At 34.3% G+C, this 24,932-nt stretch carries 26 protein-coding genes and 2 pseudogenes; 9 read left to right on the top strand and 19 right to left on the bottom strand.

Annotated features, from left to right (window positions below):
• Positions 1 to 86 precede the first annotated feature (86 nt).
• From NKR20_RS06840 to NKR20_RS06825, 4 genes are read left to right on the top strand one after another with little or no spacing between them, the layout of a single operon-like run.
• On the top strand, positions 87 to 1,430 hold the full coding sequence (locus tag NKR20_RS06840; RefSeq protein ID WP_253424708.1) for a spore germination protein: 1,344 nt from the start codon (positions 87 to 89) through the stop codon (positions 1,428 to 1,430).
• Positions 1,427 to 2,536, top strand: coding sequence for a GerAB/ArcD/ProY family transporter (locus NKR20_RS06835; RefSeq protein WP_253424705.1), 1,110 nt, complete (start codon positions 1,427 to 1,429; stop codon positions 2,534 to 2,536). The genes NKR20_RS06840 and NKR20_RS06835 overlap by 4 nt, the downstream gene beginning before the upstream one ends.
• A complete protein-coding gene (locus NKR20_RS06830) occupies positions 2,517 to 3,638 on the top strand; it encodes a Ger(x)C family spore germination protein (protein WP_253424702.1) in 1,122 nt (373 codons plus the stop codon). The genes NKR20_RS06835 and NKR20_RS06830 overlap by 20 nt, the downstream gene beginning before the upstream one ends.
• Before the next feature lie 59 nt (positions 3,639 to 3,697).
• On the top strand, positions 3,698 to 3,874 hold the full coding sequence (locus tag NKR20_RS06825) for a hypothetical protein (RefSeq protein WP_253424698.1): 177 nt from the start codon (positions 3,698 to 3,700) through the stop codon (positions 3,872 to 3,874).
• A 409-nt stretch (positions 3,875 to 4,283) separates the two neighbouring features.
• Here the strand turns inward: NKR20_RS06825 and NKR20_RS06820 are convergent, their stop codons facing one another.
• The 4 genes from NKR20_RS06820 to NKR20_RS19530 form a co-directional block, all read right to left on the bottom strand.
• The gene (locus tag NKR20_RS06820) at positions 4,284 to 4,484 is read right to left on the bottom strand and encodes a helix-turn-helix transcriptional regulator (RefSeq protein WP_253424695.1); all 201 of its coding nucleotides are present in this window, start codon (positions 4,482 to 4,484) and stop codon (positions 4,284 to 4,286) included.
• Positions 4,481 to 5,011, bottom strand: a complete 531-nt coding sequence (locus NKR20_RS06815) for a DUF6773 family protein (protein ID WP_253424692.1) — start codon at positions 5,009 to 5,011, stop codon at positions 4,481 to 4,483. The genes NKR20_RS06820 and NKR20_RS06815 overlap by 4 nt, the downstream gene beginning before the upstream one ends.
• 339 nt (positions 5,012 to 5,350) lie before the next feature.
• A complete protein-coding gene (locus tag NKR20_RS06810; protein WP_253424690.1) occupies positions 5,351 to 6,172 on the bottom strand; it encodes a hypothetical protein in 822 nt (273 codons plus the stop codon).
• Positions 6,173 to 6,427: 255 nt separating this feature from the next.
• Positions 6,428 to 7,429, bottom strand: a complete 1,002-nt coding sequence (locus tag NKR20_RS19530) for a YdcF family protein (protein ID WP_253424687.1) — start codon at positions 7,427 to 7,429, stop codon at positions 6,428 to 6,430.
• 546 nt (positions 7,430 to 7,975) lie between these two features.
• On the opposite strand from NKR20_RS19530, the gene NKR20_RS06800 reads away from it, so the two are divergent.
• Complete coding sequence (locus tag NKR20_RS06800; protein WP_253424685.1) at positions 7,976 to 8,818, top strand: DegV family protein; 843 nt, start codon at positions 7,976 to 7,978, stop codon at positions 8,816 to 8,818.
• Between the two features lie 115 nt (positions 8,819 to 8,933).
• On the opposite strand, the gene NKR20_RS06795 is transcribed toward NKR20_RS06800, so the two are convergent.
• From NKR20_RS06795 to NKR20_RS06775, 5 genes are all read right to left on the bottom strand, one after another.
• Positions 8,934 to 9,401 carry a DUF4231 domain-containing protein gene (locus NKR20_RS06795; RefSeq protein WP_253424682.1) on the bottom strand — a complete coding sequence of 156 codons (468 nt, stop codon included), beginning with the start codon at positions 9,399 to 9,401 and terminating at the stop codon, positions 8,934 to 8,936.
• 176 nt (positions 9,402 to 9,577) lie between these two features.
• Entirely contained in the window at positions 9,578 to 9,985 is a 408-nt protein-coding gene (locus NKR20_RS06790; RefSeq protein WP_253424679.1) for a riboflavin kinase, read from the bottom strand.
• Between the two features lie 21 nt (positions 9,986 to 10,006).
• Entirely contained in the window at positions 10,007 to 10,507 is a 501-nt protein-coding gene (locus NKR20_RS06785) for a flavin reductase family protein (RefSeq protein WP_253424676.1), read from the bottom strand.
• Between the two features lie 431 nt (positions 10,508 to 10,938).
• The gene (locus NKR20_RS06780) at positions 10,939 to 12,147 is read right to left on the bottom strand and encodes an ISL3 family transposase (RefSeq protein WP_253424673.1); all 1,209 of its coding nucleotides are present in this window, start codon (positions 12,145 to 12,147) and stop codon (positions 10,939 to 10,941) included.
• 178 nt (positions 12,148 to 12,325) lie between these two features.
• Positions 12,326 to 13,801, bottom strand: coding sequence for a DHA2 family efflux MFS transporter permease subunit (locus NKR20_RS06775; RefSeq protein ID WP_253428078.1), 1,476 nt, complete (start codon positions 13,799 to 13,801; stop codon positions 12,326 to 12,328).
• Between the two features lie 165 nt (positions 13,802 to 13,966).
• On the opposite strand from NKR20_RS06775, the gene NKR20_RS06770 reads away from it, so the two are divergent.
• Complete coding sequence (locus NKR20_RS06770; RefSeq protein WP_253424670.1) at positions 13,967 to 14,860, top strand: TetR/AcrR family transcriptional regulator; 894 nt, start codon at positions 13,967 to 13,969, stop codon at positions 14,858 to 14,860.
• 175 nt (positions 14,861 to 15,035) lie between these two features.
• Here the strand turns inward: NKR20_RS06770 and NKR20_RS19590 are convergent.
• The 4 genes and pseudogenes from NKR20_RS19590 to NKR20_RS06750 all read right to left on the bottom strand — a co-directional run.
• A pseudogene (locus tag NKR20_RS19590) lies at positions 15,036 to 15,188 on the bottom strand (DapH/DapD/GlmU-related protein); the annotation flags it as partial.
• A 111-nt stretch (positions 15,189 to 15,299) separates the two neighbouring features.
• Positions 15,300 to 15,458, bottom strand: a pseudogene (locus NKR20_RS19585) (acyltransferase); the annotation flags it as partial.
• Between the two features lie 256 nt (positions 15,459 to 15,714).
• Positions 15,715 to 16,254: a DUF4865 family protein gene (locus NKR20_RS06755; RefSeq protein WP_253424667.1), complete on the bottom strand. Its 540-nt coding sequence runs from the start codon at positions 16,252 to 16,254 to the stop codon at positions 15,715 to 15,717.
• 60 nt (positions 16,255 to 16,314) lie between these two features.
• Positions 16,315 to 17,550: an MDR family MFS transporter gene (locus tag NKR20_RS06750; protein ID WP_253424664.1), complete on the bottom strand. Its 1,236-nt coding sequence runs from the start codon at positions 17,548 to 17,550 to the stop codon at positions 16,315 to 16,317.
• A gap of 240 nt (positions 17,551 to 17,790) precedes the next feature.
• Here NKR20_RS06750 and NKR20_RS06745 point away from each other — a divergent pair, with 240 nt between their 5' ends.
• Complete coding sequence (locus NKR20_RS06745; RefSeq protein WP_253424660.1) at positions 17,791 to 18,585, top strand: LysR family transcriptional regulator; 795 nt, start codon at positions 17,791 to 17,793, stop codon at positions 18,583 to 18,585.
• Between the two features lie 31 nt (positions 18,586 to 18,616).
• Positions 18,617 to 18,790, top strand: coding sequence for a hypothetical protein (locus tag NKR20_RS06740; protein WP_253424657.1), 174 nt, complete (start codon positions 18,617 to 18,619; stop codon positions 18,788 to 18,790).
• Positions 18,791 to 18,842: 52 nt separating this feature from the next.
• On the opposite strand, the gene NKR20_RS06735 is transcribed toward NKR20_RS06740, so the two are convergent.
• On the bottom strand, positions 18,843 to 19,055 hold the full coding sequence (locus NKR20_RS06735) for a YdbC family protein (protein WP_253424655.1): 213 nt from the start codon (positions 19,053 to 19,055) through the stop codon (positions 18,843 to 18,845).
• A 134-nt stretch (positions 19,056 to 19,189) separates the two neighbouring features.
• Here NKR20_RS06735 and NKR20_RS06730 point away from each other — a divergent pair, with 134 nt between their 5' ends.
• Positions 19,190 to 19,729 (top strand): GNAT family N-acetyltransferase, encoded by a 540-nt coding sequence (locus NKR20_RS06730; protein ID WP_253424653.1) that lies wholly within the window; start codon positions 19,190 to 19,192, stop codon positions 19,727 to 19,729.
• A 27-nt stretch (positions 19,730 to 19,756) separates the two neighbouring features.
• On the opposite strand, the gene NKR20_RS06725 is transcribed toward NKR20_RS06730, so the two are convergent.
• The 5 genes from NKR20_RS06725 to NKR20_RS06705 form a co-directional block, all read right to left on the bottom strand.
• A complete protein-coding gene (locus NKR20_RS06725; protein WP_253424650.1) occupies positions 19,757 to 21,322 on the bottom strand; it encodes a Na/Pi cotransporter family protein in 1,566 nt (521 codons plus the stop codon).
• A 159-nt stretch (positions 21,323 to 21,481) separates the two neighbouring features.
• Complete coding sequence (locus tag NKR20_RS06720) at positions 21,482 to 21,718, bottom strand: thymidylate synthase (RefSeq protein WP_121214780.1); 237 nt, start codon at positions 21,716 to 21,718, stop codon at positions 21,482 to 21,484.
• Positions 21,719 to 21,733: 15 nt separating this feature from the next.
• The gene (locus tag NKR20_RS06715) at positions 21,734 to 22,258 is read right to left on the bottom strand and encodes a tubby C-terminal domain-like protein (protein WP_253424647.1); all 525 of its coding nucleotides are present in this window, start codon (positions 22,256 to 22,258) and stop codon (positions 21,734 to 21,736) included.
• 505 nt (positions 22,259 to 22,763) lie between these two features.
• A complete protein-coding gene (locus NKR20_RS06710; protein ID WP_253424644.1) occupies positions 22,764 to 23,312 on the bottom strand; it encodes a DoxX family membrane protein in 549 nt (182 codons plus the stop codon).
• Between the two features lie 191 nt (positions 23,313 to 23,503).
• Positions 23,504 to 24,862 (bottom strand): aspartate kinase, encoded by a 1,359-nt coding sequence (locus tag NKR20_RS06705; RefSeq protein ID WP_121214783.1) that lies wholly within the window; start codon positions 24,860 to 24,862, stop codon positions 23,504 to 23,506.
• Between the last annotated feature and the right edge of the window lie 70 nt (positions 24,863 to 24,932).

The following is a 24,932-nucleotide window of genomic DNA, read 5'->3' as shown; positions in this document are numbered from 1 at the left end:
TTTTTCTTCCCTCAAAATGCATTATTTCACAATAGTGGGAAACACTAAGTTTGGATTCTTATCTCTATTAGATTGGAGAAAACTGTATGAATACGCAGGAAACTCTTTTGTGGATCAATGAACAATTTAGCCATACAAATGAATTGGTACAAAAAACATTAGAGTACGAACAGAAAAACATTGCCTATATGTACATCAAGTCTTTGATTGATAATGAAATGCTTCAGAAAACTATCATTAAACCCTTTTTTGAAATGGCGAATATGGAGCAATTCAAACTTTATGTACAAGCATTACCACAATTTGAAGAAGTCCCAGCAAAAGAGCAAGTTCTCCTAGAAATTATGAATGGTAGTATCTTATTGGAAATTGGTAATGAATTATGTTTAATCGATCTTAAATTATCGAAAAACGATGAGGTTTCATCTGCTTCGGTAGAAATGACCATTCACGGATCGCAAATTGCGTTAAGTGATAACTTATTGACGAATTTAAACTTAATCCGTTCTTACTATCGACAACCAACCTTGAACATCGAATATATGTCCCTTGGTGAAGTCAATCAGCAAAAAGTTGCGATTGTTTACGATACGGAAAAAGTGAATACCCAAGCGTTGAAATTAATTAAAGAGAAACTTCAAAGGGTCGATAAACAAGTTATCTCTGCAGCTAATCAGTTTAATAACTATTTGAATGATAAGCGTTTTTCATTGTTTCCTCAAATGATTATGACAGAACGGCCAGACCGTATTATTTATAATATCGCCGGGGGAAAAGTCGTGATTTTACAAGATGGCAGTCCCCAATGTTTAGCGGCACCTGTCGTATTTTTCGATTTTATGAACACAATGGAAGACGATTACCATACCGTGATTATTTCAACTTTCTTAAGGTTGCTTCGGTATTTAGGATTTTTTATTAGTCTACTTCTACCAAGTATCTATGTGGGGGTTACCTCTTATGCCCCAGAAGTATTTCGCACGGAACTTGCTTTAACCGTTGCTGGAAGTCGAATGGGCGTTCCTTTTTCATCCTTTGTTGAAGTATTGTTCATGCTCTTTTTCATGGAACTATTACTCGAAGCCAGTATCCGTCTCCCAAAGGCTGTCAGTGCAACGGCTACAACAGTTGGAGGGTTAATTCTTGGAACAGCGGTGACCGAAGCTTCCCTTGCATCCAATATTATGGTCATCATCGTCTCTGCAGTAGCCATTTCTACATTTGTAATTCCAGTAAATGAAATGGCCTTCGCGATTCGTATTGTCCGCCTTCTATTAATAGTCATAACAAGTATTTTCGGATTAGCAGGACTTACTTTAGGATTCCTTGTGTTCATTTTGTATTTAACAAGTTTGGACAGTTACGGAGAGCCTTACTTGAGAGTCTATAATTATAAGAAAAATAAGGAAAGATCGGAGGGACATCTTTGAGTCGATATTTTTACTACTTCGTCTTAATTAATATGGTGGCTAATATTATTGCATCCGTCCCTTCCATCCTTTTAAGGCATTATAATGAAGGGTCCGTTTCTGCCATGGTACTTGCAACCATTACAGGAACACTGATAATTACCGTATATGCAAAGTTCTTTATACAATTCCCTGGAATGACCTTGCCCGATTTATTAAAAAAAACGACGGCGAAATGGTTTTATGTGCCACTTATTTTGATAATGACCGTCGTTTGGTTTATAGCAGGGATGATTACATTAATTACGTTTACGTTTCTTCTAATCCGTTACTTAACACCTGAAATGCCAATTATACTCATTAGTCTTTCTATTATCCTATCTGTCATTTTAGGTTGTCTCATAAAAACAGATCGAGTACTTTATACAGTCGAAATCATCATGCTAATAACGTTTCCATTAATCATCTATATCTTTTTTAAAGCTTCTACTGATGCAAATATTAACTGGAATTTTATTAAAGAAGCAACTTTGTATATTAACCAAATGCCGAATCTAGAATCGTTTACATCTTCTTTTTACTTATTTCTCGGAGTGGGTAATCTTTTTATTTTTAATCGTTTTTTCAACATCAAGCAAAAATTTGGATGGAAGCAAATTATTTCAATATTCTTTATTACAATATTAACGTTATTTACAACGTATTTTATCCCAATTGGTTTTCATGGTACATCCGAAATTGAAAGTCTCGTGTATCCATGGCTTCAAACAAGCGACTCATTACGTATGAAATATTCTTTAATTGAACGGGTATTATTTGTATTTTTATTATTTTATTTATGTATTGCCTTTTTAAGCATCCTCATCCATTGGCATGTTGCCGTGGAATATTTAAAATATTTATTTACCTTTGAAAAAATTAAGGTTAAAGATGTTAACATAGGTATTTTAATTCCACCTGCCATATTTACAGTCATCTCAACTTATTTTGTACAAGCACTTAACGAAAGCCAATTGTTCCGTTTTTCGAGTATTTTTTATATGATACTTGCCGGATTTTTCCCCTGTATGATACTTGTATTTTTTTACATCAAGCGGAGGATGAAATATGCAGAAAATACAAAGTAAATTGAAACTGTTATTCATTTTTTCAATATTGTTTTTTCTCTCCGGCTGTGAAGAATTTAAAGATGTCGATAAAGATGTTTTTGTTTCAATGATTGGCATTGACTTATCAGAAGACAAAGATAAACCTTACAAAGTAATTTTAAAACTATTTGTTCCTACTAGCTCCTTTAAACAAAATCCCGAAGCCAATTACACTTACCTTGTGGAAAAAGGGGAAACTTTATCTGAAGCCATTCGAATGTTAGAAACCCATATTGACAAAGAACTAGACTTTGGCCATATGAAGCTGATTGTCATTGGTGAAGAACTCATCAACAACAATAAAACTAAAGAAATTTTAGATTTTTTATTAAGAAGGCCGGATATTCAACTAATTTCTTGGATTACTGTTGGGAGACCGAATGCGGAAGAGATTGTCAAAATGGTTCCTGCGGGAGAAACGGCAGCCTACCCATCACTGTATAATTATTTTGATGGAAATGGCACGGAAAGTCCGTATATTGTGACTACGTTTTTATTCGATTTTCGGAGAAGAATGATGGATAATGGCTTGGATCCCATTTTACCAATTGTTCAAGTAAATGAAAATAAAACGACCTTTACAGTAAATAAATCCTTTATATTAAAAGATAAAATAACCCCATTTGAATTGGATTCGCTCTCTACATTAGTGTTTAATACCCTTTCAATGAATGTGCAAATGGCTGATATCGAAGTAAATGAGGAAAATGAACTTTTTGTTGCAAGGCTAGATAAAATAAAAGCAAAAAATAAAGTAAAGGTACAAAAGGATAATCAGGTTTCTTTAGAAATCGATGCTAAATTAGTTGGATATATAGCTGAATCGGAAAATGCATTGAATATGCGTGATTTACCAAAGTACAGCCAACTGTTGGAAAAAGAAGCGAAAGATAAAATAACAAAATTTATGAAGCTACTCCAATCTGAAGGCATTGATCCAATCGGCTTTGGTTTAAAATATAAGGCTCAAACGATTCATCATAAAAGAATGAGTACTGAGGAGTGGAAAGAAGCTTACAAAAATGCAGATGTAAAGGTGAAGGTTTCAGCATCCCTAAAAAGTACAGGTTCTATCCAATAATAATATTGTGGTATAAGTACAGAGGGAAAGACAAAAACTTTCTTTAAGGAGTGATGTCAGTGGAAAAGGACGATAAATATCTTACAACCGCCCCAGAAAAGAAACAAATCACCGTTGAAAACGAAATGAATGTAAGAAGCATATTAGAAAACTCAGTGAACAAACATAAGAAACTGGAAGAAGCCAATATTGCCATCACCGGTGATGAGATTAAGCAGCAAAATGAGAATCTTTAAATTGTTAGGAGTGTCCAAATAGTTGTTGGCACTTCTTTTATTATCAATAAATCCATAGTGGGTATTATTCTAGCTGTCAGGGTATCTGACACTATCCTCGAAAAGGTGAAGAACGAAAGCCTGAAACCCTTATATATTAAGAGTTTCAGGCTTATTTTGACCCCATGTAAACATTTCGAGCAAACCAATAAACTCCCGCTTAAATGTATTTGGAACGTAAAAGACCAAACACAAAAAAATCCGACCGCTATACTTATCCGCTACTCAGATATCTTTGGGTATCTGATAGTAATGAACCAAACATTATGGTAAATACGCATGTGGTTTTTAAATTACATTCCCTGAAGATGGCAATCATTTTAATATTAAAGGTCATGATTTCACAGACCTCTTCAGTTCAAAAGAGTACCTAATCATCTACTTCCCAAAATAATTCATCTAATGTTTTATTCAATGCCTTGCAAATAGATATACAAACGGAAAGCGTTGGATTATACTTCCCTAATTCAATCAAGCCAATCGTTTGCCTTGTGACCCCTACTTTTTCCGCTAAATCGCCTTGCGACATATCTAATGCAATTCGTGCTGTCTTCATACGTACATTTTTCATTGTTCATCTTCTTCCAATTCTTCAAGCATTTTTTTATTTACACGCTCGCTCTTCTTCTTCGCTAAAATATATGGAACGAATAAAACAATAAATAAAAACGGTGTATACATCATTACTGTAGTTGCAAATGTTAAGAAGAAATAATAAATTGACTGGCCCATACCTTCTGCATAATTTAGCGCACTATTTATACCAAAAACGAGACCTAGTACAATGCCAATAACTGCTCCAATACCAATGCCTTTAATTGCTATTCGAGAATCTGGATTTTTAACTTCTTTTCCTTTCGCATACATAATTTCCTCCGAAAAGATACCCAAGTTTGCCGAACGTACTAGGTAATACAATGCTCCAACAAAAAAAATAATCATTTCCGTACCAAGATTTTCGAATCCACCCTTTCCCGAAATGACTTTCAACACCATACTGCCACTACAAATCATTAGTACAATTATATAAATTTCTCGATAAATCTTATTTTGCAAATTCGTAATACGCTCATCCTGAATCATTTGACGCTTAAACATACATCAACCTCCATCTCTCGAATTTATTTTAATTATACAATATGGATTGCATTTTGCAATATATAAATTGCATTAAGAAATATATAAATTGCAAAAAGGTTTGTCCATTTTGTATTCAGTTTTTATAAAATACCTGCTATTCATGCTTCAAACCTATGCCACTCGTATATTTCGGATTTACCAGTACCTGGTATCCAAAAAGCAATTTAAAGAACAATATTGAAAAACAATTAATGGAATAACAGCAGATAAAAAGAAAAAAGAGTAATACAGATTACCTGTTTACTCTTTTATCCGCAGAATTATTTTTGATGATTACTCCAAAAAGTTTTTTATCCTTTATATACCACTATCCTTTAAAAAACGGCTACTATCTATTTTCCATGCATCTGCTGGGGAAAAACGGAATAAATAAATATCCCCTTTAAAATATTTTTTCTCCGAATTACTTATCCATTCGATTTCAACTGGCACTTGAAGACTTAATTTATTTACTACGTCTTCAACAGGCAATGTAGAAATACGTTTCAATTTTATATTTTCTATCGATTCAATATGGTTTTTCCAGTCAATTTGCTGAAGGGACATAGTTGAGATAATTCGGGGATCCTGTTGCTTAATTCCCGTTACATATGCATTAATTAATTCAAATGGGTCTGCGCTTGTGACATACTCTTCAAGTTTGCCTGCTGCTTTAAAAATCATTAGGTTATGTGATAAATCCATAGAATTTGTTCTATGGGTCATACTTCCATAAAAATGAATGCAAAAATGTCCAGGAAAATCATTATCTAATGCACCGGCACCATGCGGCATCCCATGCATGGAGGCTGCAATCCATTGATTGTGATGCATGACAAAAATAGCTCTTCTTTTCCAGCTCCATTTATCGCCATAAATCTCTTTCATAATTTTTGTATCTTTCGATGTCAAGGGTTGAACGTCCGCATGGCGATTTCCTGCACGTCGCTGCACTTGGAACATTTTCCCTGTTTCCATATCCATAATAGTAAACTTGCTGTACTTCGGCAAAATCTTATCTACTTCTTCCCAATGGAGCATTTGAATTGGAACGCCCAAACTTTCATCTTTTGCTAAAACATTGGAACAGTTAATGAACAAGGTAATCGTTATGAGAATGACTGTTATAACAAATCGCATTTATCCCACCAATTTCATTATTTTTTTAAAAGCTTTAGCATATAGAAAGTGTTCCTAAAAAGTTTGGATATATTCATCACTCGTAATGATTGATTAAATCATATTTTTACCTCGAGCCTTTTTGCATAGCTTATTAAAAATGTTCGCAAGTGGAGCAGATAAATAATGGAATTTAAAACAAATAGAATTTCTAATAAAAACGACAAACGCTGTAAATTCAACGTTTGTCGTTTTCTTTTTCGTAAAATATTACATTTACATCGCTCGAAATACTAAAAATGAAAAAATAGTAAACAATATAATGAGGGCTATATGACGCCATTTAAACATTTCGAGTAATCCAATAAACTCCCGTGTAAATGCGTTTGGCACATAGTAAAAGGCAGTTTTTGAGCCGACACCATTTGCTCTTAATTTCGCTCGTTTTGCATAATAACTAGCTCGTAAAATATGATAGTTATTCGACACAAAAATACCCCGTGCCTTCGCGCCAAACCGTTCTAAAATGATTTTTCTAGAAAATAGCATATTCTCAAATGTTGTTGTCGATTGATCTTCCATGACTACCGCTTGATCAGGAATTTCAGGGTAATGCTCATGAATATAACACTTCATCGCATAGCTTTCCGCTACTTTCTCGTCACTACCTTGGCCACCAGATGTGATTATTAATGGTTGTCCCTTATATTTTTTATATTGCTGAACGCCCTTTTCAATTCGACTTGCAAGGAGTGGTGGTACTTGGTCACCAATTAAGCCAGAACCCAGAATAATAATGTATTCCGGTTTATAAAAAATAGGTCGCCAATTATACAGTACTAAGTAAATGGCCGTGGCCGAATACATCGTTGTAAAATAAACAAATAAACCAAGCACATAAAAAAATCCGGCTTCACTATACTTATTACCGTTATTCGGATGCATCGAGTAAATATAGTAGACAAGCACAATATTCACTGCAACACCAATCAAACCAATAAATAAATTCGACTTTTTGCGACCTTCCTTTTCCAGTAACACTTTACTATTGAAATAGGTTAAAACAGACATCGTCGCCATTACTAGCGGTATGAAGGCAAAAACAAACACATAACCCGTAATGTTGACAACTTGCTCGCTAAAATCTTGATTAAAGAATATTTTTTCCGTGTAATAAAGCAATTCTACTAACAAAATAATTGCTAAAAAATAGATATTATTATACCAACGTGGTTCAATGATAAAGAGCGCAATAACGATGAAGATTAAAAATATCACACAAGGTCCTCCGATTTCACTTCACTTTAATCCATTATTATACAATGCCTATTCCCGCTACACTATCAATTTATACAAAAAATTCAATTATTGACCCAGATTACTTCTCCTAAAACTGTGACTGCAAGGAGTTGTCTGAAAAGTCATTTTGAGACAACTCCTTTGTAACTGACGCTACCGCTTTCGTCACAGATAAATTGCGACGAGGATGGTGACAACCACCGCAGGAACATTTTTACTGTGACGAGGATGGTGACAACCACCGCAGGAACAATAATTCATAAGAGATATTTATCAAGAAAGAAAAGAGGTGTCCAAAAAATTATTACTTTTTGGGCACCTCCATCCGTTGAGAAAGCTAATTCGTATCGAAATCGCTAATGATACGAATTTTTTATAAAAGATGTTCCCACCTTGGCAACTGAGTTATCGCTTTCCTCTGTCCTTGTTTCTTTTTTACTTCTACTGTTAGAATATGGATTGGATGATATTTTAGAGAGTAAGTACTAAAATGAAAATATATGAGAAACAAAAGGTGGCAATATGATGATAAAAATTACAGCGGATAGTACATGTGACTTAAGCAAAGAAATAATTGAACAATTTCAAATTTCTTTAGCTCCATTACACGTGCTAGTTGACGATCAAGATTATTTAGATGGTGTCGCAATTCAACCAAAAGATATTTTTGAATACGTTGGGAATCAGGGGAAAACCTGTTCAACGGCAGCGATTAATGTGTTTGAGTACGAGCAATTTTTTAAACCATTTGCTGAAACTCATGAAGCTGTCATACATATTAACTTAAGCCAACATTTGTCTTCTTGCTATCAAAATGCAAAGTTGGCAGCCCAAAGTTTCAAAAACATTTATGTGATTGATTCATTAAACCTGTCAACGGGGAGTGGTCACTTAGTCTACGAGGCAGCCATGCTTGCCCAGAAAGGTATAGCTGCTCCCGAAATTATCGCAGAGATTGAAAGAATAAAGAGTAATGTTCGTGCCTCATTTGTTATTGATAAAATGGACTACTTAAAAAAGGGAGGCCGTTGCTCAAGTATAGAGGCTTTTGGAGCAACATTGTTAAAAATCAAACCATCCATTGAAGTGAAAGATGGTCAGATGGTTGTTGGAAAAAAATATCGAGGCAATTTTGATAAAGTTTTAGAAAAATATGTAGAAGATCAACTAGTTAATATAGAAGAAATTGATCCGAGCCGTGTATTTATCACGCACTCTCATTGTTCCTCTGAAACGGTTCAAAAAGTACGCCAACAACTTGAAAGCTATGAACATTTTGAACAAATATTAGAAACGACAGCAGGATGTACCATTTCAGCCCATTGCGGTCCGAATACATTAGGTATATTATTTAAAACGTTAAATTAAATCAGGTGACAAAGACAATAGTGTCATAACTTACTAATCCTCTATACTTCTTTAGCTCTAATAAAAAAGCAGACTCAAGGAAGTTGTAATTTCTTGAATCTGCTTTTATTTACTATTAATTTTTCTCAACATGCTGCGTCTGATCTAATTCTTCTCTCATTTTTGACCAAGTATTGATATCTTCCGATAAGATATTTTGTAGCCTGTTTTTATACTCATTCAGTATTTTCATTGAAATATTATCGATTGGCTCCCCTGCTATTTTAAAATCGATATCCCGTTTTAATTCCTTTAAATTGGCTAAGGTTCTAGCATCCTTATACCATAAACCCTTGTGATTAAAGAAACTCTCTATCCCATTAACTATCGTCAGGAAAGAAGCAAAAAATAATGCAATGTTGGAGAAGAGGTTTACATTGACAGCCTTTAAACCTAATAACAATGTAATAAGTGCAGATGAAATAATGGAAGCCAAATTTAATAAATACGCCCTCTTTCGATTGATCACTTTCCTCTTCTCAAAGTAGGCGATATTCTCATTAATACAGGTGATCAATACATCAAGCTTATTCATCGAACTCATTTTTTCGCCCCCAACGAAATAATCATATCGGCCGAACGAACACAGTAAAACCAAAATAGATATTACTCTTTCTCTTTATATTGTTATATGCCAATATGAAGCAGGAGTTCTATAAACTTTATCAATGAATAAAAAAGTAGTGCAAACCATAGTCAGATTTACACTACTAAACAAGATTATACTAAAATACTTTGCTCTGTTATAGATTTTGCTAATTTGATATCCTCTTGAATTTGATTGATTAAACTTTCTTGTGTACTAAAAGCTTTTTCAGATCTTAAAAAGTGAGATAAATGTAAAGTTAAGTGTTCTCCATAAATGTTTTCATTGAAATTAAGAATATGCACTTCAATTGTTCTTTTCTTTTCATTTAAGTTAAAGGTAGGTTTTATTCCAATATTCACTAGACCATCATAGCTTTTATTATCGTAATAAACTTTTCCCACATAAACACCATTCGATACATTTAACTGATCTATATTATCTACTAAAATATTAGCTGTGGGAAATCCTAGTTTTCTCCCGACTTTCAAACCGTGAACAACTATACCCTTAAACAGAATTTCTTTATCTAATTTTTTCATAAAAGTTCACACCCCTTTAAGCTATTTTACTAATGAATAGAACGATTCCGGAATTGGACCGAACTCTCTTCGATGATATAACATCGGATTCTTCTCGAATTTTTCTATATTAATTACTTCACCTATTAAAATTGTATGATCTCCTGCTTCAACCGTCTGGAATGTTTTACACTCCAATACAGCGAACACACCATCAATCACTGGTAAATTATTTTCAGATAGTTTCCAATCACATGAAGCAAAGCGATCCACTTTACTCGCAAATGTTTTACATAATTCTTGCTGTTCCCCTGCTAAAATGTGAATCGCAAACTTACCACCTTCTGTAAATGCTTTTATAGACGATACTTTATGATCAATTGACCATAATATTAGTAATGGATCTAATGAAACCGAAGCAAATGAATTCACCGTTAAACCGACTGGTGTTCCTTCCGCATCGACAGTTGTTACAATTGTTACCCCTGTAGGATAATTCCCCAATACTTCTTTAAATGTTTGTTGAGCAACTTCTTTTGACATAAACTCTCTTCCTCTCTTTAATTTAATGTTTTTAATCCCTTCCCATAACAAACTATACAAACCTTTTTAGTTGGTATTTATTTAAAAGTAATTGCTAGACTATTTAAAACAAATAAGAGACTCCCCTATCCAAATTGATAAGAGAGCCTCTATTCAGTATAGTCAGCTTAGTATTCATAATATTGTAATTAATGATAAATACAACTTGTTGAAAAGTCAACAAGAAATTTCAGATTTTTTTGACACCTCATGTATGCAAAAGTATGTATGATTTCACCAATTTAGGGCATTAAAAAAATTGGTCCTTTGTCAATTGTTGGGGTAAGAAATGAGAGGACAAGAAAACTTGGATATTTGATATACTATTCTGCCATCCATTTCTTCTGAAGCGTAGCGAAGAAGGAATGGATGGCAGAACGCGCGCGTTCATCCTACCCAACATACAACTCTATTTTTTTATATAGGTGACCTAATAGTATTTTCGCTTTAAAGTGCTCATATTTTCGGAATCCATAAGCATTTCGTTTGAGCACTTTTGATTTATTGTTAATTCCTTCTAAAAAGCCATTGGAATATCCAAATACAAAACTGTTTAATATTTCATTCTGCCAGTTTTTTAGTGTTTGTATACTTTTTAAAAAGCTTGGAATGCCTACTTCTTCTACCTTTCGGTAAAATGCTTCTAATCCACTTTTGACCTCCTGTATATTTTCTCTCCTTTTGGATTCTGTAAACCACTGTTTAAATGCTTCTTTTAATTCATAAGCCTGCTTTAACTCTGATGATAAAGCTAGATATCGATTTAAATACCAACGTTCTTCCTCTGATAGATTGTCGGAATTCTTATGTAAAACAAATCGCATTTTCTTCGATTTCTTACGATCATAGGCATGCATTTCTTTTTGAACTTTTCTTCGGACTTCATCTAAAGCCCAATGGATATAACGACAATAATGGAATCGGTCCGCCACAATGATTGGTTTTCCCAATGCTTGTTGAACCGCTGCTTTAAAACTTCCATTCATATCCATGACAACGATTTCCACTTCTTGACCATATTTTTGCAAATAAGTTTTGATCGTTTGAAGTCTGCGATTAGGCAAAACATCGATTGGTTCATGTGTTTCCGCATTCGCTATAATTAATTGATATTTTCCTGCATCCGTATCTCCCTTGTATTCATCAATGGCAATTGCTTTTGGTAATTGAACACCCTTTGGTAATACTGCTTTTGCTTGTTTTTTAAATCTTCTTATGATGGTTGAAATAGATGTACCGAGAATCATTGCCGCATCTTTAAATGTTTTCGATTTCGCGGATTGAATCGTCATCGCTTGATTCGCTTCTCTTGAATAACGTTGATATCGCTCGACAAATGAAGCCTTTTCTGCAAAACGCTTTCCACATTGACAGCGGTAACGACGACATTTATACATCAACTTAGTTAAACGTCCCCAAAAGGAAAGGTGGCCGATTTTTCGCATTCGATAATCATGTATTTTCTTTGTTTTTTCACCACACGCTGGACAAATATGTTCTTTTATAGGCATGGAAATATAGACTAGTACACGATTTTCTTGTTCAACCATTTCTTCAATATTTACACCTTTTAATCCTGGTAGTTCCATGTTAAAATTCATAATGCACAACTCACCTTTTTCTGCTTGTTTCTAGTCAACTCAAGTATAGAAAAATAGGTGATGTTGTGCATTTTGTTTTTCATAAATTGTAGGCAAACCCCAACAATTAATATAGAACCAAAAAATTAAGCTACTTATCTCCCTTTATTTCAGAAGATAAATAGCTTAATTTGAAATATTATTTCTCCATGTTTTCAGAGATAACTTTACTTACGTCAACTCGTTTTAAGAATAACGTTAAGATTAACGCTAGACCCGTTACGCCTGTTGCAACTAAGAATGAAACTTGAATACCTTCAAGTAAAGCTTGTTGTTGAAGACCTAGCATAAATGTTTGGTCTTGTAAATTTGCCGGATCTGCAGCTTTCGCTAATTCTTCACCTTTACTTGTCGCTACAGAGTTCATTAATGTTACGAATAACGCTGTACCGATTGAACCAACCACTTGTTGTACTGTGTTGTTTACTGCTGTACCATGTGGGTTTAAACGTGTTGGTAATTGATTTAATCCGTTTGTCATAATTGGCATCATGACCATGGACATACCGAACATACGAAGAGTATAAATGACGATAATTGTCATTTTCGTTGTTTCTAAATCTACACCTGCTAATAAATATGTTGAATATGCTGTAATAGCTAAGCCGATAAATGCTAACACACGAGGTCCAAATTTATCGAATAATTTACCTGTAATTGGTGACATAAGACCCATTACAACTGCACCAGGTAACATCATTAAACCTGAATCAAGTGGTGAAATGTGTCGAACACTTTGTACATAGGCAGGTGTTAAAATCATACCTGAGAACATTGCCGCAGCATTTACCATTGAGATGATAGAACCTAATGCGAACATTGGATATTTATAAACTCGTAAATCTAATAAAGGTTGTTCTAGACGGAATTGACGAATACCAAACCAAATAATACCGATTGCACCTACAATTAATGGTACTAATGTTTGTGCACTATCCCAACCATCTGAACTTGCTGTTGAACAGCCGTATAATAACCCACCGAAACCAATAATCGATAATACAACAGAGAAGTAATCAAGTGATGAATTACGTGTCTCCATAATATTTTCTAGTTTCCAAATAGCTAGTACTAAGCTGATGACTGCGAATGGTAAAATCATTTCAAATAATAAGCGCCAGTCCCAATACTCAACGATATAGCCTGATAACGTTGGTCCAATTGCTGGAGCTGTAATCATTACTAAACCAAAAATCCCCATTGCTGCACCACGTTTTTCACGAGGGAAGCTAACTAGCATGATATTCATTAATAATGGCCCCATTACTGAAGAACCTGCTGCTTGTACCATACGACCAGCTAAAAGAAGTCCAAAATTAGGAGCAAAAGCTGCTAATGCAGTACCTATTGTAAAGAGTGCCATGGATGTAATAAATAAATGGCGGTTTTTAAAACGTGTGATTAAAAATGCAGATACAGGGATTAATACACCACTAACTAGCATATAGCCTGTAGCTAACCACTGAACCGTTGCATAATCTTTCTCAAAATCCGTCATGATCGTTGGTAACGCGACGTTTAACAAAGAATTATTTAAGAATGAAACAAACGCACCAAAGAATAAAATGGCTATTACTAAATATGGCGGTTTTTTCTCTTGATTATCTAATGTCATATATTCTGTTTTCCTCATTTCTATTTCTTTTATTTCTTCGACTTAAACATTTTATACCCATAGTCTATTTTTTTCAATAAAATAATCTATCAGTCTAAAAATATTTTTATTTTCAATTATTTGTGTATAATGATTTAGACCACTATTTTTATAGAGGAGGTTAAAATGAATAAAAGAAAAAAAGCAGTAATTGATCATGCTTTACAATTATTTGTTGAAAATGGTGTGATGAAAACATCGATTCAACAAATCATTCAAAGTGCGGGGATCTCGAAAGGTACATTTTATAATTACTTTTCCTCTAAAACGGAATGTATTGAAGCCATTTTAGAACAAGCGAGATATGATGCTGCACTTTTACGTTCAGAAATCATGATAGGAAAAGATCCTACTGATTTAAACGTATTTGCAAATCAGATTGCTGTACTATGGAATATTAATCAAATCTCAGGATTAGATGTTATATATGAAGAAATTTTTCATTCGGGGGAAGACGAATTAAAAGAATTGGTTTTACGCCACCGTTTAAGAGAGTTTGAATGGTTCAGTTTACGTTTATGTGAAATTTTTGGCGATGAAATGCGTAACAATGGGTTTGAAGCCGCTGTGTTATTTTATGGAATGATGCAACATTTCAGCATTGCATGTAAAATTTTAAACCAAAATTCGACGACGATTGAAGAAATTGCTTCTACCTCATTAATTTACTTAGAAAAAATTATTTATCTTATGCTTCACGAAAATACGGCGATTTTTAATACTGATAAAGTTAATGTATTATTATCCGTTTCGAAAAAACGATATCAAGTGGATATTTCAGAAATCATAATAAGACTTGAAAATCTTGTTGCACAAAATATCACAAACTCACAAGAGGAAATTGTAATGGCAATCATTGAGGAATTGAACCGTGAGTCCACTCGCAAGGTTATACTCAATGCTTTCCTAAAAGTATTCATTGACGAATTTAGAGGCTCTGAATTAGAACAAGTTGTAAAAGAAATTGCGAGCCTTATTTGGTATGATGTGCGAACACAACAATTGCATCAAAAAATGTAAATAGAATGAGCTATTTTAGACATTTCAATCTACTAAAATAGCTCATGTTTTATTTTTAAAACACCGCACTCCAGAAAGATTATTCTCGTGTAAAATAAATAGAAATTTCTTTTTGTTGTTTCATTTTTAAATAAATTTTTCCTTCTTGCTTCAATTTAAGATATCGTTCCGTGTCTCGATATTTAATGACCTTTGCAGGATTACCACCAACGACTGCAAAAGGTGGAACGTCCTTTGTTACAACTGCCCCCATGGCAATAACCGCGCCCTCACCAATTGTGACTCCTGGTGCTATGGAAACATTTGCGCCAATCCATACATTCTCGCCAATTGATACTTTCTTTAATATATTTTTACCATCGTAAGGAATGCTTCTTAAATCAGGACTATCGTAGTTATGATTATTCGTTAAAATTGTCACCCGAGGACCTAATATCGTTCCATTTCCAATTGATACTCCACCTTGTGCAAAAATATAAGCTTCCGGTCCAATGTACACATTGTCACCAATTTCTATATTTTTGTACAAATAAAATGTCCCTTTCTCGATTTGAACATTTTCCCCTATGCTTTTGAATTTGGATTTATCAATAGCCATTGTATTCAGTCCCCTTTTTACCTTTTTTAACTAGGAAAGCCTTCTCCCCCGATTTTCATCTATATAATTTACGATATGTACTGTAAAAAGGTTAAAAGTTGGTGGATGTTTAACTTTGGAGAGTATTCTCCAATAAAAAAGTAGATTCAAAGGATTGCTCTTCAAATCTACTAGTTTATTTTTCATTTTCTTTAAAAGGAGAAACTTAAGCCTCGCTGTTCCCCGTATTTCCACTTTTTCATCCAAACGGGAAATATTATTGTGAAATATGAAGAATTGTGTAAATTATACCTTTTTCTGATTTTATTGTACTTAAATCTTTAATAAAATAACATACATGATATTTCCATTTATCTGGATTATAAATGATTACATACTCCGCATTTTCTATTTTTGGTATGTCTTTTTCTATTTTATTTTTCAAATTATTTAAACTTTCTTGTGTTTCAATTTCTCCAACGATTTCAAATAAATATTTACTTTCTATAATTCTCTCTGTTGTTGTATCAATGAATGGTATTCCAATATTCACCTTTTGCCAACCAAATGACGATATAATATTGTCATATAATCCATTAAATAAAAATCGGTTTAACCCTTCGCTATCTTTCCACACATATAAAGGGGAATAGCTATTTTGAAGGTTATGATTTATCCCCTTTTCAGTTATTAAATATAATTTAAACTTTAGACCACTAAGTCCATCTGTTTTAAAACCATTATCCTCAACTCTTTTTCTTATAATGTTCATATCATAATTACTTGGTAAAATGATTTTATATTGGGAAGCTATCATATATACTCCTTTCTAAATATCCCTAGTAGTTAACTTAAAAAATTGTGTGCAACGCTATTTCTATGTGTGTAATTTCTTATTTTCAAAAAGCATATCTCTCTTATTTATCATGATTTTCACATAAAGTAATATCGGAAACCCTAAAGAACACACAGCCGCTAGATAAGCAAAAACAATTGCCCCGTTGCCATATCCATAATAGTCTAGAAGGAAACCACCCAGCCATGGCCCGATTACTCCACCTAGCCCTGAAAATCCCATTGCGCCAAAATATGTTCCTTTTAGGTTCTGTACAGCAATTTGATCGATAAAAACATCTGTCATCGAAAACATCAATACTTCCCCAACTGTAAACAATACCGCACAAGCAAACATGAGGGGTACGGATTTTAGCATGCCAAATCCAAGTAGTGAGAGGCTCAACGTCATCGTTCCAAACATGATTGAAACTAGTGGAGAGTATTTTTTTCCGATACGGGTTACGGGATATTGCACTATTAGTACTGTAATCGCATTTAACACAAGGACATATGAAAATAGTTTCACACCATCAAGAAAGACGGGGGCATTTGCAAAGTATTGAGATAACGTTGATGAAAATTGTGAATAGCCTGCATTTCCTAAAATAATGCCAATGAGCGCTAACAAGAATATCGTGTCTTTCCCCAATACTTGAAGGGATTGTTTCATCGTTACTCGTTCTTTTTTTATTGCTACTTTCTCTTCTAAGTTATATTTCTTAAATTGTATTAGCAAAGAGATTGTGTAAATCATGTAGACAAATGCAGTTATGATAAACGGTAATGATGATTTTGAACTTCCTAGCTGCAAACCAATTAGTGGTCCAATTGCTACTCCGACGTTGATTGCAGCATATCTTAAATTAAAAATCATCAGTTTATTTTCCGGTTTTGTCATATCAGACAATAATGCACGAGATGTCGGTTCAAAAAATGATTTGCAAATACCGTTTAATGCATTTAAGATGAAGAACCATGCCACATGGTCTGCAAATGCAAAACCAAGAAACACAAAAGTCCATACGATGATAGACCCCATCATAATCCACTTACGACCAAACTGATCGGATAAGTTTCCACCTATGTAACTTGTAAAAACCCCCACCAATGCACTTACTGCAATGATTATTCCTGTCATACCTGGAGAGACACCTTTTGTCATTGTTAAATAGATTGCTAAAAAAGGCATGCTCATAGAACTTGCCAATCTTGCAAATAAGGTCCCGATAATAATATTCCACCCAATTGGATGAATCGATTTCAATTTCCCATTCATCTAGCCACCAGCTTTCTAATGATACTATACAGTTATCAGTTTTCCATAGTCTTTATTTGTACGAGTTGTTAATATGAAAAATCCACCAATTAACTGGTTTCTCCCCTAATAAATTAATCACCATTTTCATTACCATCTATTTTTCTAGTATATTTTGAGTATATTTCTTTTCTTTTCCAATGTAAAAAAGTTATAAATTATATTGGCTATCATTATTAATGATATCGAGGGGTGGTATTTTTGGAGATAAACGATTTACAAATTTTCTTGAAAGTAGCAGAGTGTAGCTCCATTAGTAAGGCAGCTGAAGAACTCGGATATGTTCAACCGAATGTTTCAGAGAGAGTAAAAAAATTAGAAGAAGAATTAGGTGTACCATTATTTATCCGAAATAATAGAGGGGTGGAAATATTACCGGCGGGAGAAATCGTACAAAACTATGGAAAAAAATTAATTAGCTTAATTGAAGAGATGAAGGGGAAAGTCCAATCTGAGATAGAGATATATAATATTGGAACCACTCAATCAATAGCTAAAAACTATTTGGAAAAAAAGTTTGCTGAAAATGATACAATCTGTTCATTATATGTTGAGTCAAATTCGACTTTGAAAAAATTACTTAAAAATAATGAAATTGATATGGTAATTACTTATCATTTATTTAAAGTCCATTCCGTAAAAAAAGTCCATCAAATGAAAGAAAATATCATCTTATTAAGATCAATTCACAAAAAAGATATTAATTTACAAACCGAAACTTTTTTTGTAAGTAGAGACAACAGTTGTCCCTTTAGACAACATACACTTCAATATATACAAGACAATGATTTATTGAATTCACAAGTGGTTGAAATCGATTCGTTGAACATCATTTTAGCAATGGTTTCTTCCCATAAAGGAATTGCATTTCTTCCTGAAAGTTCATTGGATGATCGTTTTGAGATAATCAGTGATTCTGCTCCGAAAGCAATTGATATTAATTTCTATGTACGTAACGATTCAAGTAAATCAATTCCTAATTTCCTAATATCATAATTTTTCAAATGGGCCGTCAATCGCCATTAACTTGAACGATGATTCAGCTAGTGTTGAAACTTACTCTTACATGTTAAACCGAAAGCTGATTCTTACGTTTTTCCGTGATCCTAAATTCATTGAACTTTTCCATGCAGATTTAGATGAAGCTACAATTGATTCTCTTGCAAGTTATCCCGAACAGATGACTAGTTTAGTAGAGTGAATTCTTGAATAAAAAAGCAGTAATTGCATACGTCAATTACTGCTTATTCTTATTATATGTTTAAAAGTTCCTTTAATTTTTCAACCTCATCCACCGATAATGTAACGCCCTTCCCCATCTTTTCACGGTTCGGCGCCCATTCTCGAATATCATATTTCGGTGCTGCGCCATTCCAGCTAATACGATTCACTTCCTTCTTCCAACCTCTTGCTGACTCCGATAACACACCAATATGTTCAACCACTTCATATTTGATATCTGCCATGATTTCCACCTCGTTTGATAATTTGGTTATAACTGAAATTGTATATTAGTTTGGCACAAGATACTAACAACATTCTACTTTTCTGCTCTGTCTTGAATTTTTTCATATATAATGATGATAAAGGAGGGATAATTTTGGTAACGGATATTTATACTGAAAGATTGCATTTAAGAAAAATGCACATTAATGATTCACCGAGTCTTTTTAAAATTTGGTCTGATCCGGATGTGACCAAATTTATGAATATTGACAACTTCCAAGATGAAAGCCAAGCAAAAGAAATTATTAGTTATTTAAATGAACTAGCTGAAGACGAAAAAGCAATTCGCTATTCAATCATTGAATTAACTTCTGGTGATATTATCGGATCGTGCGGCTTCAATTCTTTAGATTTTGACAATGAAAAAGCCGAAATTGGATACGAACTTGCCAAATCTCACTGGGGTAAAGGCTATGCACCAGAAGCCATTGATGGTTTATTAGACTACGCTTTTAATACCCTCAAGCTCAATCGAATTGAAGCAAAAGTTGAACCTGAAAATATCAATTCTATTAAAGTTCTAGAAAAATTACATTTTATCTATGAAGGAACGTTAAGGCAAAGTGAAAAATCAAAGGGTCGTTTTATTGATTTAAATATGTATTCACTATTAAGAACAGAAAAAAGGTTATAGTGCGGATACACCATAACCTTTATCTATTTATCTCTCATCATCCTGATAACTAGCTAACCGCGCAGATGCCCGCCAGTAATGGTAAACGAGTCGGTCGATCCAAAGAATGGATTGCACCTTAGAAACCGCAACATCAATTTGCGTCTCATTCACAACGGATCGTTCTAAATATTCATTCCGTCTTCTCCGGCGCTCTTCAGCCATTTTTTGCGAGTCTTGTTCAAGTAGTTTTTCAATCTCAAATATTTCATTTTCTTCAAAATACCCATCCACCAAAAACATCGTCTCATGCAATTGATTCATAATGGCCCCATGCAGATTAATTGCTTCAAGCCGTTGCTTTTCCCGAAATACATTCACCAATCGATGTAAATGGTCCAGAGCATGAATGATATCAATATGTTTATTTCTGATTTTTGTGGAACTGGATTGGACGGAATCTAAAAACTTCCGTGTAATTTCGATTGCCTCTTCCACTTCATCTAATTTTTTATCAAAATACGGTGGTACCTTTTTTGTTTGAATTAATTCCAGCAATAGACGAGTTAATTGTTTCATCATTTGAATTAATGTTTTATAGGAAACTTCTAACGCTGCTGAAGGGACAGACACTAAGTTCGAATCAAGGTCCTTTGTTAATGCGTTTTCTTTTTCAGGCAATAATTTTTCTAGGAAACTTGCAAACGGTTTAATAAACGGAACAAATAGTATAGCACCAATGACGCTAAATAACGTATGGAATATCGCTAAGCCAAGCGTTTCGTCAAAATTTCCTGAAATACTTACCGTGATCGCTTCCGTAATGATTAATATGTATTTGAAGAAAATCGTAATAATGATTGCAGTAATAATGTTAAACAACAGATGGGTAATGGCCGTTCGTTTTGCGGCAATGGATGACCCAATGGATGCAAACAAAGCAGTAGCTGTTGTTCCAATATTTTGACCAATGACTAAATAAGCAGCTTGTTCATAATCGATTGCCCCTGAAAATAATGCTGCTAACGTTGCTGCCATCGATGCACTGGATGCCTGCATAATAATCGTCATGATAATCCCGATGAGAATTAATAGAAAACTTGAAAAGAAGGAATTTGTATTTAAAGATTCAAAGGAAATTATATCATGAGCTGAATTCATCCCTTGTTGGAGAAAATCGATTCCTAAAAATAAAAGACCAAAGCCGACTAGAACTCCACCATATTTTTTGAAGTTGACCGGCGCAATGAATTGCATAAATGCACCAATACCAATGATTGGCAATGACATGGCTTGCAAACTGATTTTAAATCCAAGCAACGAAATGATCCATCCAGTACTTGTACTTCCAATATTCGCTCCAATAATTACCCCGATGGATTGACTAAAGGAGATTAACCCCGCACTCACAAACCCGACTGTTAACAGTGTTGTGGCAGTGGAGGATTGCATAAGGATAGTCATAATTAACCCTGTGAAAAGAGACGAAAAAGTCCCTTTCGTAAAGTTATTCAACCATCGTTTTAACGCTTCCCCTGCGATTTCTTTCAAGCCATTTGTCAGCATTGACATCCCTAATAGGAAAATGCCAATCCCTCCAAATACCGTGATCATACGAAATCACCTCCCTATTGTGAATGTCTAAAATTCTATTTTATCACATTTTTGGAAAATATCGTATATAGCAGATGAACTTGTAATAGATTAGTATATTCGGGAAAATTCATTGATATGAGGGGATTCACACTCCCCGTAATGGGAAGTGTGACTTAATTAAATAGTAGGTAATGTAGGAATAGTTTCGCTTTCTTCTTTTAAGTAAATTACCAGTTCTTGACGATACACATTATCCACTAAATAATGGTCTAATGTATGAAAGTCATATTTGAAACTCCCAAATGGGAAAGTTACATTTTCTCCTTTGACTGCAGCAAGTAATCCCGCCACATCATTGGATACCATTTCAAGTACTTCCTCACCTGTTTTTGTTAGGACAAAAATTACGTTCATTTTTAATACTCCTTTTTAAGCCCCTACAAAAAGAGTTGCTTGGCAAATGCCAACGAAAACCGCAACATTTTGAATCGGGCTTTTTTCATTGATTGTTAGCGTCATATGGAATTGATCGTTGATATAATCCGCTTTCCATTGTGCAATGACTTCATTGTTGAAGAGAAATTGTGACCAATCTTCCATCTCTTTATTCAATTGGATTTTGATATTGCCGTCTGTGATATATAATTCTGGAACCCCCAAACGCCAATTTTCATAGGAAATGATATATTTTGTATTGGATTTGGCGTCTTGTCCCTCAAACCAAAGTCTCCCTCTTCGGCTAATTTTCTTCACTGTGAAAAGGAGATCACCAGTTGGATTGTAAATGTTGTATTTAAGAAAATAACGGAAATCAAACATGATATCCATTTTTTTCTTCAAGATATTATCATAAACCCGTTTGGAAATAGCGACAACTTCTCCTGCTTCGTTTGTTATCGCAACTTCTTCTGTAGATTCGATTTCTTTTGGATGAATATATTGGTAGGTATGCATTCTTACTCCTTAGTGCGATATATTTCTCTTATCCTTTATTATACATGATTTTGGAAATTGCTGAGTGGACGGAAATCTGGGGTAGGTTATGGAACCTGTGAGGTATCCTGCTTGATTTTTATGTACATTGGCTTAATGAATACTATTTTGTTCAGATTTTCATGTGATTTTTCTTATAAAGGTTCAATTCATACTAGTTTCCTCGGTGTTTTAACCTTCATTCTGCTTATGAAGGTCATTAGCATCAACTTTCCTCGGTGATTTGACCTTCATCACTCTTATGAAGGTCACTAGATTTAATTTTTTCGGACTTTTGACCTTCATTCTACTCATGAAGATAACTAGCTTCCAATTTCCTCGTTAATTTGACCTTCACCCCGATTGTGAAGGTCATTCCACTCAATTTCCCACAAAATGTTGGCATTCATCAGTATACCCCTTGACCTACCATCCCCAAAAATAAAAAAGCTTCCACACGCCAAAACGTGCAAAGCTTTTCGAATTCCTATTCATCATAATCCAGCTTACTCCAAGGAGTACCTAATTTCGGTAATGCCCAACGATCTAGCCCGTACCAGCCCGCTACTTTCCAAGCTAGCACTAACCAAGTTGCTAAGATAAATAAAATAGGATTTGTACTAATTGTCCCTGCAAATAGGAAACTTACATTCATCATCGATCCGAAGAATGCGGCAATGCCTGTTAGTAAGCCTAAGATTAACCCAAGGCCAACTAATATCTCCCCATATGCCACCACAAAGGCAAAAACTTTTGCATTTGGTAGGACGATATTTTCTAAGAATGCTGCGTACCAACCTGTTACATCATTTGTTTCCAATGACTTGGCGATGGCACCTTGTACAAAGCCTGCTACAGCGGCACCTCCATTTTCACCAACCCATGCATCGTTATGTATTTTACCCCAACCGGCTTTTAACCAGACGTATCCAACATATAGCCGGATTACTAACCATAGCCAGCCTGAGCGTGTATCATTTAATAAAAAACGCGAAATTGGGTTTTCTTTCATAAAAATTGTATCTTTTTGCGCCATAAATTTCCCTCCTTTTCCAATATTATAAGTCAAGTAAACTACTTTTCCATAAGTTTTACAGTTTTAATATTAATTTCTCCCCACTTCGTTCACCAATTTGAAAAAAATAAAAGGTTCTACAGGAAAAATCCATGTAGAACCTTTTCAAATTGTATAAAATTGTCAGAATTGTTTGTGTACCGGGTACGCTATTACACAGTTATCGGAGCAAAAAACTCTTCATAAAGGGCACGTAAAATTTGGTTTTCGCTATGTTGCATTACCCCAAAGACTAAGCTTACTTCTGAAGAACCTTGGTTGATCATTTCGATATTTGCACCAGTTCTTGAAATTGCAGAAGTTGCGCGTGCAGCAAGACCTGTATTGTTTCGCATACCTTCACCAACGATTACAATTAATGTAAATCCGTGTCGGAAGTGTACATCGTCCGCATGTAACTCATCTTTTACGCGTTTGATAATACGATCTTCAGCTTCCGGTGTAAGTTGGTTTGAACGAATGATAACAGAAATATCATCTAAACCAGATGGCGTATGTTCGTATGAAATGTGTTCTTCTTCAATAATTTGAAGAAGCTTACGACCAAAGCCGATTTCGCGGTTCATTAAATATTTCGATACATAAAGAATCGAGAATCCACTATCTGCAGAAATACCAGTTACAGGACGACCATTTAATGGACGAGTTGGTACGATTTTTGTACCTGGTGCAGAAGGATTGTTTGTATTTTTAATTGTTACAGGAATTCCAAGACGATATACAGGCATTAATGCTTCGTCATGGAATACAGAGAATCCTGAATATGATAATTCGCGCATTTCACGATACGTAAGTTCAGTAATCCCCACTGGATCATTAACTACTGTTGGATTTGCTGAAAATACACAGTCTACATCCGTAAAGTTTTCGTAAAGGTCTGCTTTTACTGCAGCAGCTAAAATCGAACCAGTGATATCAGAACCACCACGGTCAAACGTTCTTAAAGTTCCCGATTTTGTATAACCGAAGAAACCTGGGAATACTACGATTTCATCACCTTTACCTAAATCTTTTAAGTTTTCATAAGCTTCAGGTAGAGCCATTGTTCGTTCTGGTAGATCGTTAACAACTAGCCCATCTTTTGGACTTACATATTTCGCTTTCATGCCAATAGAGTTGAAATAAGCCGCAATCAATTTTGCGTTATTATCTTCTCCACTCGCTTTTAAATTATCAATGAATAATACTTTATTTGATTTATCTGAGTTGACACGTTCTTGCAAATCTTTTGCAATAACATCACAAATTGTTTGATCAAGACCAAGCTCATCAGTAATATCTTTATAACGGTTTACTACGTTTGCAAGCTTGCCTGCTACATCCCCATTGTTTAATGCACTATTTGCTAAATCAATTAACAGATCCGTTACTTTAATATCTTCGCTGTAACGTTTACCTGGTGCAGAAACTGCAACAATCTTTCTATCAGGATTAGATTTTACAATGTTTGCAACTTTTTTTATTTGTTCGGCGCTTGCAACGGATGTACCACCAAATTTACATACTATCATTTCACCAAATCCTTACTATTCAAATTTAATTGTATTTTCCGAAAAAACATTTGATTGTTCACAGTGTACA

Origin of the sequence: Ureibacillus endophyticus, from assembly GCF_024159215.1 — a bacterium.
Classification (GTDB): Bacteria; Bacillota; Bacilli; order Bacillales_A; family Planococcaceae; genus Ureibacillus; species Ureibacillus endophyticus.
The sequence above is the reverse complement of the archived record's forward strand: the minus strand, read 5'-3'. Positions and strand labels throughout refer to the sequence as shown.

Excerpts from the sequence above, each read along its gene's own strand:
- NKR20_RS06785 (WP_253424676.1), bottom strand. The coding sequence starts at position 10,507 with ATGTCAAAAGAAGTTGCTCAACAAACATTTAAAGAAGTATTGGGGAAT.
- NKR20_RS06795 (WP_253424682.1), bottom strand. The coding sequence starts at position 9,401 with ATGAGTTCGATGAATAAGCTTGATGTATTGATCACCTGTATTAATGAG.
- NKR20_RS06830 (WP_253424702.1), top strand. The coding sequence starts at position 2,517 with ATGCAGAAAATACAAAGTAAATTGAAACTGTTATTCATTTTTTCAATA.
- NKR20_RS06720 (WP_121214780.1), bottom strand. The coding sequence starts at position 21,718 with ATGAACGTAATTTTTGTCCTAACAAAAACAGGTGAGGAAGTACTTGAA.
- NKR20_RS06840 (WP_253424708.1), top strand. The coding sequence starts at position 87 with ATGAATACGCAGGAAACTCTTTTGTGGATCAATGAACAATTTAGCCAT.
- NKR20_RS06800 (WP_253424685.1), top strand. The coding sequence starts at position 7,976 with ATGATAAAAATTACAGCGGATAGTACATGTGACTTAAGCAAAGAAATA.
- NKR20_RS06790 (WP_253424679.1), bottom strand. The coding sequence starts at position 9,985 with ATGAAAAAATTAGATAAAGAAATTCTGTTTAAGGGTATAGTTGTTCAC.
- NKR20_RS06820 (WP_253424695.1), bottom strand. The coding sequence starts at position 4,484 with ATGAAAAATGTACGTATGAAGACAGCACGAATTGCATTAGATATGTCG.
- NKR20_RS06815 (WP_253424692.1), bottom strand. The coding sequence starts at position 5,011 with ATGTTTAAGCGTCAAATGATTCAGGATGAGCGTATTACGAATTTGCAA.
- NKR20_RS06735 (WP_253424655.1), bottom strand. The coding sequence starts at position 19,055 with ATGGCAGATATCAAATATGAAGTGGTTGAACATATTGGTGTGTTATCG.
- NKR20_RS06780 (WP_253424673.1), bottom strand. The coding sequence starts at position 12,147 with ATGAATTTTAACATGGAACTACCAGGATTAAAAGGTGTAAATATTGAA.
- NKR20_RS06725 (WP_253424650.1), bottom strand. The coding sequence starts at position 21,322 with ATGATCACGGTATTTGGAGGGATTGGCATTTTCCTATTAGGGATGTCA.
- NKR20_RS06750 (WP_253424664.1), bottom strand. The coding sequence starts at position 17,550 with ATGAATGGGAAATTGAAATCGATTCATCCAATTGGGTGGAATATTATT.
- NKR20_RS06810 (WP_253424690.1), bottom strand. The coding sequence starts at position 6,172 with ATGCGATTTGTTATAACAGTCATTCTCATAACGATTACCTTGTTCATT.
- NKR20_RS06705 (WP_121214783.1), bottom strand. The coding sequence starts at position 24,862 with ATGATAGTATGTAAATTTGGTGGTACATCCGTTGCAAGCGCCGAACAA.
- NKR20_RS06710 (WP_253424644.1), bottom strand. The coding sequence starts at position 23,312 with ATGGCGCAAAAAGATACAATTTTTATGAAAGAAAACCCAATTTCGCGT.
- NKR20_RS06770 (WP_253424670.1), top strand. The coding sequence starts at position 13,967 with ATGAATAAAAGAAAAAAAGCAGTAATTGATCATGCTTTACAATTATTT.
- NKR20_RS06715 (WP_253424647.1), bottom strand. The coding sequence starts at position 22,258 with ATGCATACCTACCAATATATTCATCCAAAAGAAATCGAATCTACAGAA.
- NKR20_RS06755 (WP_253424667.1), bottom strand. The coding sequence starts at position 16,254 with ATGATAGCTTCCCAATATAAAATCATTTTACCAAGTAATTATGATATG.
- NKR20_RS06775 (WP_253428078.1), bottom strand. The coding sequence starts at position 13,801 with ATGACATTAGATAATCAAGAGAAAAAACCGCCATATTTAGTAATAGCC.